Consider the following 13,392-nt stretch of genomic DNA (forward strand, 5'->3'; position numbering starts at 1 on the left):
GCCCAATCAATCCGCGGCGCGGAAAGAGGAACCACCCGCGCAATCGCATCCTGGGGAGGAGCAATGAGCGATCTACTTGTGACACGGGACGGCGGCCTGCTGACCCTGACCTTAAACCGGCCGGACCGGCTCAACGCGTTGTCGACCGAAATGCGTGAAGCCATGCTGGCGGAACTTTCCGCTGAACTGCATGCACCCAGCGTGCGCGCTGTTTTAATCACAGGATCTGGCCGCGGGTTTTGCAGTGGCGCCGATCTGGAGCTGGACACCATTCTGGCGCGCCGCGAGCACATCGAAACGCAAATCCTGGGCGGTATCAACCGGGTCGTTCAAGCGTTTCGCGATCTTCCGATTCCCGTCGTTGCCGCTGTCAACGGCCCTGCCGCTGGTGCCGGGTTTTCCATGGTTCTGGCCTCCGACATCGTCATTGCCGCAAAGTCTGCCAAGTTCCACCTCTCGTTTGCCCGGATCGGAGCGGTTCTGGACGGCGGCGCCTCATCGCTCCTAACCCACCGGATTGGCGCGTCCCGCACAACAGCGCTTGCAATGCTCGGCGGCTCTATGGATGCCGAAACGGCGAAGGACTGGGGCCTGGTTCACGAAGTGACAGACGACGAAGCGCTTTTGGACACCGCGACAGCCCTTGCCAAGCGCCTTGCTGCTGGTCCGACGGTGGCCCTTGGGCTCATCAAACGGGAAATCGCGGCGGCGCAATCGGCCTCACTCGATGACACTTTACGCCTGGAAGCTGCGTGCCAAAGCAAAGCCTTCAATACCAAGGACTTTGAAGAAGGCGTGCGGGCTTTTGGAGAAAACCGCAAACCCAATTTTTTGGGCCACTAAGACGAGAAAAGACCAGACATTCATGCCCAATACTTTGATCTGCGGTCCAAGAAACATGGCCCATACAGAAGCGCATACAACAGCGCGCAAAGCGGCCAATGGTTTTTTGAAAGCCGGTGTAACCGAGGGCGGCACAGTCGCCACCATGATGCGCAACGACTTTCCAGTTGTCGTCATGGATCTGGCAGCAGCCATGGTCAAGGCTGCTGCCGTTCCAATCAACTGGCGTTTTACCGCCGAGGAAGCCGCTTACATCCTTGCCGACTGCAAGGCCAAGGTGTTTGTGCTGCACTCAGATCTCTGGAACCGTATCGGTGCAGACTTGCCGGAAGATCTCATTGATGGCTTGGAGATCGTGATTGTTCCGACCCCGGCCGATATTGCTGAAACCTACGGCTTACGGGCTGAGGACTGTGCGCTGCCCGAAGATTTTCCGACCTGGGATTCCTGGCTTTCTGATTTTCCGCTTTGGGATGGGCCAAATGCGCATGGCCAAGCTGCGATGATCTATACCTCTGGCACCACCGGCCATCCCAAGGGCGTGCGGCGGCTGACCAACCCGACCCTGGTCAGCACGGGCTACAACAAGATCTTTAATAAGGATTGTAAGACCTTGATGGTCGCCCCGATGTATCATTCCGCCCCCAATCGTTTTGCCATGCTGACGGTTGATGTGGGCGGCGATTTGATTTTGGTGCCCCGATTCGACCCGGAAACAATCTTGCAGATCATCGAGAGAGAAAAAGTTACGACGGCATTCATGGTGCCAACCATGTTCATCCGCTTGCTGAAACTCCCAGATACGGTGCGCCGGCAATACGACATTTCCTCCCTGCGACACATCGTGGCCGCTGGTGCACCGTTCCCCCCCGACATCAAGGAAGCCATGATCAAGTGGTGGGGTCCGGTAATTTATGAATACTACGGCGGGACGGAAACCGGAGCGGTCACACTGTGTTCCAGCGAGGAAGCCCTCGCCCGGCCGGGAACAGTCGGCCGCGCTGTGGAAGACGCAACCATCAAAATCTTCAACGAAGACGGAACCGAATGCCCGGCGAATGTCCCTGGAGAAATCTATTGCCGCCTACACTCGTTTCCGGATTTCGTCTATGAAGGCCGCCCGGAAGACCGCAAAGCCGTCGAGCGTGATGGGCTCTTCACCGTTGGCGACATCGGTTATTTGGATGAGGAAGGATACCTCTTCATTTCCGACCGAAAGCGCGACATGATCATCTCCGGGGGCGTTAATATTTATCCGGCTGAGATTGAAGCGGCGATGTTCAATCACGAGCAAGTACACGATTGTGCCGTCTTCGGCATCCCGGATCCGGACCTCGGCGAGGCAATTGCCGTTGCCATACAGCCCGAACCCGATGCAACCATTGACACCGGTCAACTGCAAAGCTTCCTGAAAGACCGGATTGCCAACTACATGATCCCGCGCAAGATCTTAATCAAAGACAGCCTGCCGCGCGACGACAACGGAAAAATCTTCAAACGCAAGCTGCGCGATGCCTTCTGGGCCGATGCAGGCCGGCAGATCTAAGCGAGGAGCGGTTTATGGCCGATGTTCTAACCCCAACGACACACCACTCGCTGGATGCCCTTTTGAAACCCAAATCCGTCGCCATTATTGGCGCCTCGGATGATCCAAACCGGATCGGAGGTCGCCCGGTCCAAAGCACGCTTGCCGGCGGGTTCAAAGGTCAGATTTATCCGGTCAATCCAAAGCGCTCAACTGTCCAGGGTTTGACTGCCTATCCCAGCATCACGGACGTCCCCGAACCCGTAGACTGTGCCATCGTCGCTGTGCCCGCACCACTTGTGGCAAGCACCGTTGCCGATTGTGCCGCCCGAGGCACCAAGACCACAATCGTCTTCAGCTCCGGATTTGCCGAACTTGGGGAAGACGGCGCAGCGATGCAAGACCGGATTGCCGCGACTGCAAAAGACGCGGGCATGCGTCTGATCGGACCCAATTGCATTGGCGCCTTCAGCGTCAGCGCCGGCTGGTTCGGCACCTTTTCCAGCGTCCAGGCCAGCCTTCGGCTGGCTCCTGGCAAAACAGCCATCATCAGTCAAAGCGGCGCTTATGGCGCGCATATGTTTTATATGGCGCAACGGCGCGGCGTTGCTACGGACATGTGGGTGACCACCGGAAACGAAGCCGATATTGATGTCGCCGAGGTGATCGCCTATTACGCAAAACACCCGGATGTCTCCACCATCATGGCCTACACAGAAGGCGCGAAGGACAAGGACCGGATCTGTGAGGCGCTCGACCTCGCGCGGGCAGCCCGAAAGCCCGTAATCATGATCAAGGTGGGCGATACTGACGTCGGTGCAGCAGCTGCTGCCACCCACACAGCCAGCCTTGCCGGAGACGATGCCATCTATGACGCGCTGTTTGAGCAATATGGCGTCTACCGGGCGCAAAGCTGCCAGGAGATGGTTGATGTCGCTTATGCCTGCCAGACGGGCATTTTCCCGAAAGGCCGGAAAATGGCCATCCAGACCGTTTCCGGCGGTGTTGGCATCCAAATGGCCGATGAAACTGTCAAAAACGGTTTGGATGTGCCAGCCATGCCAGAGGACCTGCAGAAGAAGCTCCTCGGCCTGATCCCCTATGCCGGGGTGCGCAATCCCATCGACATCACCGGGCAGGTGCTCAACCAGCCGGAAGTGATTGGCCAAGGGATTGATTTATCGATCCGCGAAAGCGGCTGCGATGCCTTTGCCACCTATCTTGCCAGCGCGCCACAGTCCCCGGGCTTGAAGGATTTTGTCCTGAAGACGTTTAAGGATCTCAGAGACAAACATCCCGACACCCCAATGGCGCTCAGCATGATCGCTACACCGGAGATCATCGAAACCTATGAGGCGCTGAACATCGGGTGTTATGAGGATCCCGTGATGGCGATCCGGGCTGTGGCAGCGCTCGCCAAGTTCCACGAAACCTTTGAGCGCGGCCGGCCGCAGCCCGCCCCGGCTTTGCCAAAAACTGCTGCGCCGGTCCCAGACAACGATGTCTCTGAAGCTGGTGCGAAAGCCATTCTATCAAGCGCCGGTATCCCGGTGACCCGGGACATTCTGGTGGCCAGCGCCGAAGAAGCTGTCACCGCCTGGCACAAGATTGGCGGGCCTGTGGTCCTGAAAATCGCGTCGCCAGATATTCTTCACAAGACCGAAATCGGCGGGGTCCTGGTTGGCCTGAACACCGAAGCAGCCATCAGCGAAGGCTTCGATGACATCTTAACACGTGCACGTGCAGCGCACCCGGACGCCAATATCGAGGGAATTCTGGTCTGCGAAATGGTCAGCGGCGGTGTTGAGACCGTTTTAGGCGTGACCCGCGATCCGGTGCTTGGCCCAGCTGTGATGTTCGGCCTTGGCGGAATTTTTGTTGAGGTGATGAAAGATGTCACATTCCGCCTTGCCCCGTTCGGGATCGATGAAGCCCACCGCATGATCGACGGTATCAAAGGACGGGCGATGCTGGATGGTGTCCGCGGAGCGCCCCCTGCCGATCTAGATGCGCTTGCTGAAGCTCTGTCGCGGCTGTCTGTTTTTGCAGCTGCAAATTCCGATCGGCTGGAATCGATTGACATCAATCCATTTGTTGTTCTGCCAAAGGGAGCCGTTGCGCTCGATGCTGTGATCGTCCCGCGCTCCCCGGAACCTCAAACCGCCAAGACGGCTGGGTAACATGCGGGCATTTCAAGGACTGCGGGTGGTTGATTTCACCCGCGCCCTCTCTGGGCCGATGTCGACCCAGATGTTGGCCCTTCTCGATGCCGATGTGATCAAGGTCGAGCCACCCGGCGACGGTGACCAGCTGCGCGGGGTTCTGGCAAGTCCGGAAATGGCTGAAAAGCGCTTGTCTCCAGCATTCCTGACCGGCAACTTGAGAAAGCGCAGCCTTGCACTCGATCTGAAATCCCCACTCGGGCGCGATATTGCGGCCAAGCTGGTTGCTGGTGCAGATGTTATTGTCGAAAACTTTGTGCCGGGTACGGCGCAAAAGCTCGGCATCGACTATGAAACCGTGCGCCAGAAAAATCCGAACGTCGTCTATTGCTCGATCAGCGGCTACGGACAAACCGGGCCACGTGCCTCCGAAAAAGCTTATGATTCCGCCATTCAGGCGGATTCCGGCATGATGTCGCTGACCGGTCACCCGGAAACCGGGCCAACACGAATCGGGTTCATGCTGGTTGATGTCGCGACCGGTATATCCGCAGCCTTTGCCATTGCCGCAGCTCTCTACCGGCGGGCGATGACCGGCGAAGGCCAATACCTCGATGTTGCCATGTATGACACGGCTTTACAGCTGATGTGCTGCCAGGGCGCGGATTATCTGGTGCGCGGCCACCTGCCGCCTCTCATGGGCAATGAATCGCCCATGGCCCAACCAACAGCCGGCACCTTTGAAACGTCTGACGGTGTGATCCTGCTGGCAACGCTCACCGCCAGCCATCAGGAAAACACCTTTAAAGCGGTCGGCCTTGAAGATCTGCTGGAAGATCCCCGTTTCAAGGATGAACAGACACGTCACAGACATCTGGATGAAGGGCGGGAGTTATTGAAACCGGTCTTTCTCACCCGCAGCACAGAGGACTGGCTTGTCATTTTGAAAACACATGGTGTCCCGGTTCAGGCGGTGCGCGATTTGGGCCAGGCTTTGTCAGATCCACAACTCAGCCATCGCAGTCTTTTGGTTGATGCCGGTCCTCTTGACGGGGTATCCGATAAGACCTCCCTCTTGGGTGCACCTTTCATGGCCAATGAGGATGGACCCCATAATGATGGCATCCCGCCAGCAAAGGTAGGCCAGCACAGCCGCGAAATCTTGGAGGAAATGGGGATCTCCGCTGAGGACATCGATGATCTTCTCAGCGCAATCGCCTGACAAGGAACCACGACCAACTGATTATTGTTCACATATACATAATTTGCTATGGATCGCCCGCTCAATTCGCTCTGGTGGCGTTGCCAGAACCAGAGCGGGGTATGCACGCGCTCGGCGTGCTTATTTTGTGCGACAAATACCGCTTTTTGGCAGACAAAAAATTGGACTCCTATGAACGACCTGGACCGCAAGCTCGGAACCCTGTTCAGCGACATCGCCCGTTTTCGAAGGATTTTATTCGATCAGCTGGCAACCGAATATGACCTGACCCATGTCCAGGTTTTTGTGCTCAATCATCTGCATAAAGAAGACGGCCTGACCCAGACTGAACTGTCGACCCGCATGGATATCGGAACTGTCACGGTTAGTGGCCTGGTCGACCGCCTTGAAGCCAAAGGCTATGTAGAACGGCGTCCAGATGCAAAAGACCGCCGCGCCAAACAGGTGTGGCTGACCCCAAAGATGCAGGAAGTCTGGAAAAAAATTGGCGACAGTATGCGCCATATGAATTCAGTCACCTTTGAGGGTGTCGACGAGGCCGAAGTCGAACAACTAATCACCGTTTTGAGAAAGGCCCGCCGGAACTTGCAAGACCGTTTGAACGGGGCGGCCTCCTAAGACCATTCACTTTCAGGTTTTTGTAGTTTCACGAAACGGAAACCATCTCCCTTCCGGCAGTGCAATTGGGCGGTGCCCGATTTCCGTTATTTAGTTTGTGGTGGTTTGAGGCTTGTGCATTGGATGCACCGCCCACTGCAATGCCGTATCTGAATTCAAGCTCATTTTTCATTTACGCGGCTCTATCGGGGCCTTGTCAAAACCCTTGCCTGATATTTTGTTCGTACTATAATAATAAATATGCTTACTATTATTCTCATGTTGGATTGAGCTGCCAGGCCATCCACATGGTGCCGGAATTCAAATAACCAATCAGGGTGTCAACGTGCATGACAGATACACCGCGGCTCGTCGGACAAGGGTTCACCTGGCAAGACTTTGCCGTCGGCGACCGCCTTCAGACTTTGGCCCGGACCATTACCGAAACCGACATTATTGCTTTTGTTGGTGTGACGGGCATGACCGAGGTCCTGTTTACCGATCAGACGTTTGGTCAAGGCGTTGCAGCACGCGGCCGTGTCGCCCCGGCGGCCCTGACCTACACGTTGATTGAGGGCATTCAGTGCCAAACCCTGATCCAGGCAACCGGATTGGCCCTTCTGGAAGTTGACAAGAAGGTTCTCGGACCGGTGTCCGCCGGCGACACCGTCCATGCAATTGTTGAGGTGCTCGACGTTCGCCCGACCAGCAAGGGCAACCGCGCTGTCGTCACAACGCGCAATGACATCATCAATCAAAACGGAGAAATCGTGATCACTTATACCGCCAAACGGCTTGTAGCCGGGCGGGAGTGATGTTCGGCGCTTGAGGAGCGCCGATGCGCGGATAAAAGGGAGTGAGGCATGGACATCAACTATACGCCGGAAGACGAGATCTTCCGCGCTGACGTGCAGGAGTTTCTGGCAGCCGAGCTGCCCAAAGACCTCAGCGATAAGGTCAAGGCTGGCCAAAAACTGGACGGCGAGGATTTCATGCGCTGGCAGCGCATTCTTGGCAAAAAGGGCTGGCTGGCACCACGTTGGCCCCAAGAACATGGCGGCTGCGGCTGGACGGCCATGCAAGTCAATATCTACGACGAAGAGGCCTATGTCGCGGGGGCACCGCGGGTGCTTCCATTCGGCGTCAATATGGTTGGCCCGGTGATTATCGAATTCGGAAACGAAGCCCAAAAAGTCCAGCACTTGCCCGGTATCGTCAGAGGCGAAGTTGCTTGGTGTCAGGGATTTTCCGAACCAGGTTCCGGTTCAGACTTGGCATCGCTAAAAACGTCTGCGGTTCGGGACGGAGATCACTATGTGGTCAACGGCCAGAAGATCTGGACGTCCTACGCCCATTTTTCAGACTGGATGTTCTGTCTGGTTCGAACAGATCCGAAGGCGCCCAAAAAACAGCAGGGCATTTCCTTCTTACTTGTCGACATGAAAACGCCCGGAATTACCGTTCGACCGATCATCACCTTCGATGGCATGCACTCGGTCAATGAAGTGTTCTTGGAAAATGTCCGGGTCCCGGCGGAAAACCTTGTTGGCGAAGAAAACAAGGGCTGGGATTACGCCAAATTCCTGCTTGGCAACGAGCGCACCGGCATCGCCGGTGTCGGCGGCTGCAAAGCGGAATTCCAGAAACTTCTGGAAATAGCGCGGACAGAAAAGAAAAACGGCAAACCGTTGATCGAAGATCCACTGTTTGCTGCCAAAATTGCACGGCTTGAAATCGACCTGCGCGCGCTTGAACTCACCAACATGCGCATGCTCAGCGGCAGTGGGAGCGGGTTGAACGGCGCCTTCCCCTCAGTTCTGAAAGTCAAGGGAACCGAAGTTCAGCAGCGCATCGCAGAACTTCAGATGGACGCTGTCGGCACACATGCCCTGCCCTGGCAGCAAGCCGCGATGGACCCGGCCTGGAACGGTGACACGGTCGGACCTGACTATGCCATTCCGCGGATGCCCGCTTACATCGACCGACGCAAGGCGACGATTTATGGCGGCACCACCGAAATTCAAAAAACCATCATTTCCAAGGCGCTATTGGGTTAACGGAGCAGACGATATGAATTTCAATTATAGCGAAGAACAGTCTCTGATTTCGGACAGCTTGAGCAAGCTTTTGAGCGACAATTGTGGCCAAGAGGCCAGAAAGAGCCTGCTTTCCGACGACAAGGACCATGACCCTGCAATCTGGGCCGCGCTCAGCGATATGGGCCTGCTCGGATTGCCGATCCCCGAGGCCTATGACGGCATTGGCGGCAGCGCCGTCGACACCATGGTCGCCGCGGTTGAATTTGGACGGCATTTGGCTTTCGAACCTTTTTTGGCAAGTGTTGTCCTGGGCGGCAGTGCGATCCAATTGGCCGGAACGGCAGAACAAAAACAGGCCTTGCTGCCGGGCATCGCGGATGGATCAAAAAAGCTGGCCGTGGCGCTTTTGGAACCAGAGGGCCGGTTCGACGTTGGCCACGTTGCGACCCGGGCGATCAAGGAGGGCACTAGCTATCGGCTCTCCGGGCAAAAATCCGCCGTCATCGGAGCACCGTCAGCCGATCTTTTGATCGTATCTGCCCGAACAAAGGGGGGAACTCCAACAGAGTCAGATGGGCTCAGCCTGTTCCTTGTCCGGCCAGATACCGATGGTGTCACTTTGAAAACCTACCGTCTCGCCGACGGTCGTGCAGGCGCGGATATCGTCTTGGAAAATGTCGAGGTCACGTCTTCAGATCTTCTTGGATCTGAAAACCAAGCTTTGGATACCATCGAACATATAGCTGACTTGGGAACATCCGCGTTTTGCGCCGAAGCTCTCGGTGCGCTGGAAAAGATAATTGGCCTGACAACTGAGTATTTGAAAGTCCGGACACAATTCGGCCGGCCGATCGGCGAATTTCAAGCCCTGCAGCATCAACTGGCGGAAATGATGATCGACTTTGAACACGCCCGCTCACTGATTTACGAGGCCGCGATGACGGCAGACAGTACGGATGCGCACGTCCGGAAGAAAGCGATCTCGGCAGCCAAAGTGTTTTTGGGTGAACGGGGCCGCGCCATCTGCCAGAACGCCATCCAAATGCACGGCGGCATCGGCATGACCGAAGACTATGAACTCGGCGACTACGTTAAGAGGACATTGGTCACTGAATTGGCCTTTGGTGATGTTGATCATCATCTGGCGCGTTATGCCGGGCAATTGTAGAAAACGTCATGCGTACTTGACCTTGTATAATGGTATTGCTCTCTAGCGCCTCCGCGCTGCGTCCTTGTCGTGGACTGCTCTCATCGCCTATGGGCCAATTCAGTTTCGATTTTATATCGGTTAAGCAACAAACATGGCCCTGAAAAGGGCCTTGTTTACTGGTTGCCAGAGCTTGATCACAGCAAACATGTCCTGGCGCATAGACAAATAATTACCCTGCGGCACTTGCCTCATTCTTGAATGTTTAATTGACCCGTTCACCCGCATTAGTGCATCCTAGACTCTACAATTATGACGACAATTGACCCACCGAATAGCGCAGAACGGGTAGATGTTACAATTGTTCAAGTCCCCGGCTAAAAACAAATTACTATCGCTTTTAATTGCTTTGTTCGCCCTGCAGTTCTCGAGCAGCCTTGTTGCGGCAAGCGAACAAGTTTCAAGTTTGCCACCCGTTACCGAGGTAAATGTTCCGCCGGCACCTGATTATTCGAAAGAAACAAGCTGGCTCGCCAAACCAGATAATCCAGATCAATTTGCTGTCGACATAATATGGCTCTATCCGACCGTACTGGCCGGTGGCAGCACGTGGTTGATGCACATTACAAACAAAGACCTGGTTGAAGAAGCGGAACTGACTGTGAAGGTCGATGCCCGGGTCTTTTCCGTTCAAGCCAACCTTTACTCCCCCCTTTACCGGCAGATGAATTTTGCCGGATTTTCTCTGCCTAAAAAGGAACGGGACGCCCTAATTCGCTATGGAATTGACGATGTCCGCCGAGCGCTGGAGCATTACTTCAAGCACGACAACAACGGGCGGCCCTTCATTCTGGCCGGTCACAGTCAGGGGTCTTATCTACTAACCGAGTTATTGCTGAAATACTGGGGCGAAACAGGCTATGAAGATCAGTTAATCGCCGGTTATGTGATCGGCTGGTCCATTACTGAAGAGAACCTCAAAGAAAACTCAAACATCAAAATCTGTTCCGAAGCCAATCAGATTGGCTGTTTTATCACCTACAACACAGTCGCGCCTGGCAAACAGAAATACTCACCTGTGATTTTTCCAGGAGCCGTGGTCGTCAATCCCCTCTCCTGGACCCGTGAAGACACGTTAGTACCTGCCTCGCGCAACATTGGTTCCGCTATCCCGAACCAAAACAAGGATGGCAAATTCGTCGGCACCTTTACGCTTTTTCCCGGGTTTGCTTCAGCGCAGATTGCTGATGGCGGCGTAGCAGTCATCGCCAAAAATCCAGATTTACTTGTCACCAAACCAAAGGTTTTCCATACCGGTGTCTATCACGTATTCGATTATCTTTTGTTCTCCGAAAACATCTCCAAAAACGCGGCGCAGCGTATTCAAACCTTTCTTACGGACAAAAAATGACAGTGCACTCGCTCTTCATGTTTGCTCAGAAGGGAAATAAAGCATTGTACTATGGTGTTCCCCACAGTTTTTGTTAGGATTTTCATAGGATCACGAGAATCAGCAGAGCCAAGAACATATGAACGGGTCAGTGTTAACCATTGCCTCTTTGAAGGGGGGGAGCGGCAAAACCACATTGGCGTCCTGCCTTGCCGTTCATTGGCAACTGAAGGGTTTAAACCCGCTTCTGGTCGATGCAGACCCGCAACGCTCGATCGTACGGCTTGCAGAACGGGATCAGGCTTTGGCCAACGTGAAGGTTCTCGAACAAGCCGAGACGAACGTCTGGAGCAAAGTAGAACAGCACTCCGTTTCTCACGGTATCACCATAATCGATACACCCGGCTTTGACAGTGAAATCACAATCTCCGCGCTTGCAGTGGCAGATATAGTCCTCATTCCAGTGAAAGCCTCTCCCCTGGACGTTGACCGAATGATGGACACCGTGGGAACGCTGATGAACGGTGTAAAGGGCTGGGCCCCCACATTCCGGTGCCTCCTTACCCAGACGGTCAAGGGCAGTGTGATATCCCGGCATGTCCGTGCTGAATTGGAAGACGGCGGTTTTCCGCTCCTAAGCAGCGAGATGCCCAATCGGGTGGCGTATGCCGAAGCAGGCCTCTACGGCGCCACCCCAAGCATGATCGAGCCGGCCGGGCCGGCAGCCCGGGACATTGCCGCAATTGCAGAGGAGGCATTGGCCTTAGTCTCAGCAAAACGGGCGCTGAGCGCATGAGCAAGAAGCTGCCAAAAACGTCAAATCGTACCCTGAACGATCTGCGAAGCGCGGCAAAATCGGCTCTCAACAGCGAAGACCGGACACTTCGGCAAACGCCCCCTAAAAAAACCGCAGAAGCCCGCGACAAACAATCTGCATTCGAGCAAGGGGAGAACATTGATAAGTCCGCACTTCAGGGCTCTGAATCAAGCGCTTTAACAGATGAAAATGCGATGGCGGACGATGTCGTTTCGGCCCCTCCCGTAATAGGCCGCCAACCTAAGCATGACAGGAACAATTTCCGGAAATCAGCAGCAATGCAGATTGTGGAACGACATGCGAATGTTGCCGCACTGGCGGGCTTAGTCCCCATGCCGTGGGTGGACCTCGCCGCAATTACTATTGTCGCCGACCGGATGCTCCGGAAATTGGCCCGACTGTATGGCGTCCGGCTTGACCGAGAAAGAAGTAAACAGCTTGCCTCCGCAATGCTTACTGGAATGGCAGCCCCTGGAATTGCCAGTTTCACGACAACCGGACTACTGCGCATGACGCCTGGACCGCATCTGCTCGGCATAGCGCTAACCTCTGTCTCGGCTGCAGTCCTCCTTCGGATAGTTGGCGAAGTCTATATCTCGCATCTATCTTCCCCTGGACTGTCCTCTGACCAATAGAACAGTGAACAACGGGCATCTGAGTCATGCCCATAAGCAATAGCATCGAAAAACTTCGCTCTTCCCAGCATCTGAAGCAATTCCTTTCGATCTTACGCAGCGGCCCTTTCCATTTACCATTTTAAATAGTACCGTCAGTGTTGAGCGATATGCCGTTCAGAAATAAGGGCCACCTTCTTTGCAGCAGACCTAAGGGGGAACTCCTTGGCCAACGCTGAAAACAGGAGATTTCTATGGCAAGCAAAAGCACCGCAGCGGAAGACACCGCTGAAACTCAGCCGGAAGTTGCAGATACTGAAGACATCAATATCGATTCAGAAGATGATCTAACCCGTGACCTTGTCGCAGATAATCTGATCAAGGATTACGTCATCGCGTCTGTGGCGGCGAGTATTGTTCCCGTTGCTTTCTTCGATATTGCCGCTGTCATTGCGATCCAACTCCGCATGATCCAGAAACTGTCTCAGCTTTATGGAAAGCCGTTTTCCGAAAAGCTTGGGCGCAAGATAATATATGCTTTAGCCGGTGGCGTTCTTGGTTATGGGGCCGGTTATGTCGTTGCAGCAAGTGCAACCAAGATGATCCCCGGCATAGGCTGGATGGTTGGTATGGTTTCGCTCCCTGTTGTCGCAGGCGGAGCAACATATGCGGTCGGCAGGTCCATCGTACAACACTATGAAAACGGTGGCACATTGATGGACTTCAACGCCGGAAAAATGCGCGACTTCTACAAAGAACAGTTTGAAAAGGGCAAAGAACTCGCCCGCAAAGCAAAAGAAAAAGTCAAATCAGAATCTGACTCTGCCGAAGGCACTGCTGCCTGATTTGGGAACGGGCCGGCAAATGTGAATTAACCCAATGAAGAATTTGGGGTGTATTCGCATTTTCCGGCCACTTTTTTGGCTACCTGATTGAAGGACGCCATCATTTGCCAAGTATCGACCCGCAAGTGGGGATGGCACTCGCATTACAACATCTGTTCGAAACCCCAACCAAGATTACCTTCCCGTTCCCG

12 protein-coding genes are annotated in these 13,392 nt (G+C 54.7%); all 12 read left to right on the forward strand.

From position 1 onward, the window contains the following. The first annotated feature begins 63 nt into the window (after positions 1–63). The 12 genes from FJ695_RS03495 (at position 64) to FJ695_RS03550 (ending at position 13,201) form a co-directional block, all read left to right on the forward strand. Positions 64–843, forward strand: a complete 780-nt coding sequence (locus FJ695_RS03495) for an enoyl-CoA hydratase-related protein (protein WP_141184148.1) — start codon at positions 64–66, stop codon at positions 841–843. A gap of 22 nt (positions 844–865) precedes the next feature. Continuing rightward, positions 866–2,389, forward strand: coding sequence for an AMP-binding protein (locus FJ695_RS03500; RefSeq protein WP_247653785.1), 1,524 nt, complete (start codon positions 866–868; stop codon positions 2,387–2,389). A 14-nt stretch (positions 2,390–2,403) separates the two neighbouring features. Further along, on the forward strand, positions 2,404–4,548 hold the full coding sequence (locus FJ695_RS03505; RefSeq protein WP_141184150.1) for an acetate--CoA ligase family protein: 2,145 nt from the start codon (positions 2,404–2,406) through the stop codon (positions 4,546–4,548). Position 4,549: 1 nt separating this feature from the next. Then, positions 4,550–5,752, forward strand: coding sequence for a CaiB/BaiF CoA-transferase family protein (locus tag FJ695_RS03510; RefSeq protein WP_141184151.1), 1,203 nt, complete (start codon positions 4,550–4,552; stop codon positions 5,750–5,752). 171 nt (positions 5,753–5,923) lie between these two features. Beyond that, complete coding sequence (locus FJ695_RS03515) at positions 5,924–6,370, forward strand: MarR family winged helix-turn-helix transcriptional regulator (protein ID WP_168206249.1); 447 nt, start codon at positions 5,924–5,926, stop codon at positions 6,368–6,370. 329 nt (positions 6,371–6,699) lie between these two features. After that, positions 6,700–7,164, forward strand: a complete 465-nt coding sequence (locus FJ695_RS03520) for a MaoC/PaaZ C-terminal domain-containing protein (protein WP_141184153.1) — start codon at positions 6,700–6,702, stop codon at positions 7,162–7,164. Between the two features lie 48 nt (positions 7,165–7,212). Then, positions 7,213–8,406 (forward strand): acyl-CoA dehydrogenase family protein, encoded by a 1,194-nt coding sequence (locus FJ695_RS03525; protein ID WP_141184154.1) that lies wholly within the window; start codon positions 7,213–7,215, stop codon positions 8,404–8,406. Between the two features lie 13 nt (positions 8,407–8,419). Next, on the forward strand, positions 8,420–9,556 hold the full coding sequence (locus tag FJ695_RS03530) for an acyl-CoA dehydrogenase family protein (RefSeq protein WP_168206250.1): 1,137 nt from the start codon (positions 8,420–8,422) through the stop codon (positions 9,554–9,556). Positions 9,557–9,887: 331 nt separating this feature from the next. Then, positions 9,888–10,946, forward strand: a complete 1,059-nt coding sequence (locus FJ695_RS03535; RefSeq protein ID WP_141184156.1) for a DUF3089 domain-containing protein — start codon at positions 9,888–9,890, stop codon at positions 10,944–10,946. Between the two features lie 118 nt (positions 10,947–11,064). After that, positions 11,065–11,721: a ParA family protein gene (locus tag FJ695_RS03540; RefSeq protein ID WP_141184157.1), complete on the forward strand. Its 657-nt coding sequence runs from the start codon at positions 11,065–11,067 to the stop codon at positions 11,719–11,721. Beyond that, positions 11,718–12,377 carry a YcjF family protein gene (locus FJ695_RS03545; RefSeq protein WP_141184158.1) on the forward strand — a complete coding sequence of 220 codons (660 nt, stop codon included), beginning with the start codon at positions 11,718–11,720 and terminating at the stop codon, positions 12,375–12,377. The genes FJ695_RS03540 and FJ695_RS03545 overlap by 4 nt, the downstream gene beginning before the upstream one ends. Positions 12,378–12,610: 233 nt before the next feature. Next, the gene (locus tag FJ695_RS03550) at positions 12,611–13,201 is read left to right on the forward strand and encodes a YcjF family protein (RefSeq protein ID WP_141184159.1); all 591 of its coding nucleotides are present in this window, start codon (positions 12,611–12,613) and stop codon (positions 13,199–13,201) included. Positions 13,202–13,392 lie beyond the last annotated feature (191 nt).

It is taken from the genome of Labrenzia sp. PHM005, from assembly GCF_006517275.1.
GTDB lineage: Bacteria > Pseudomonadota > Alphaproteobacteria > Rhizobiales > Stappiaceae > Roseibium.

What these genes read in the sequence shown, in the direction of transcription:
- FJ695_RS03510 (WP_141184151.1), top strand. Translation starts at nt 4,550, where the DNA reads ATGCGGGCATTTCAAGGACTGCGGGTGGTTGATTTCACCCGCGCCCTC.
- FJ695_RS03495 (WP_141184148.1), top strand. Translation starts at nt 64, where the DNA reads ATGAGCGATCTACTTGTGACACGGGACGGCGGCCTGCTGACCCTGACC.
- FJ695_RS03515 (WP_168206249.1), top strand. Translation starts at nt 5,924, where the DNA reads ATGAACGACCTGGACCGCAAGCTCGGAACCCTGTTCAGCGACATCGCC.
- FJ695_RS03525 (WP_141184154.1), top strand. Translation starts at nt 7,213, where the DNA reads ATGGACATCAACTATACGCCGGAAGACGAGATCTTCCGCGCTGACGTG.
- FJ695_RS03535 (WP_141184156.1), top strand. Translation starts at nt 9,888, where the DNA reads ATGTTACAATTGTTCAAGTCCCCGGCTAAAAACAAATTACTATCGCTT.
- FJ695_RS03520 (WP_141184153.1), top strand. Translation starts at nt 6,700, where the DNA reads ATGACAGATACACCGCGGCTCGTCGGACAAGGGTTCACCTGGCAAGAC.
- FJ695_RS03545 (WP_141184158.1), top strand. Translation starts at nt 11,718, where the DNA reads ATGAGCAAGAAGCTGCCAAAAACGTCAAATCGTACCCTGAACGATCTG.
- FJ695_RS03540 (WP_141184157.1), top strand. Translation starts at nt 11,065, where the DNA reads ATGAACGGGTCAGTGTTAACCATTGCCTCTTTGAAGGGGGGGAGCGGC.
- FJ695_RS03530 (WP_168206250.1), top strand. Translation starts at nt 8,420, where the DNA reads ATGAATTTCAATTATAGCGAAGAACAGTCTCTGATTTCGGACAGCTTG.
- FJ695_RS03505 (WP_141184150.1), top strand. Translation starts at nt 2,404, where the DNA reads ATGGCCGATGTTCTAACCCCAACGACACACCACTCGCTGGATGCCCTT.
- FJ695_RS03500 (WP_247653785.1), top strand. Translation starts at nt 866, where the DNA reads ATGCCCAATACTTTGATCTGCGGTCCAAGAAACATGGCCCATACAGAA.
- FJ695_RS03550 (WP_141184159.1), top strand. Translation starts at nt 12,611, where the DNA reads ATGGCAAGCAAAAGCACCGCAGCGGAAGACACCGCTGAAACTCAGCCG.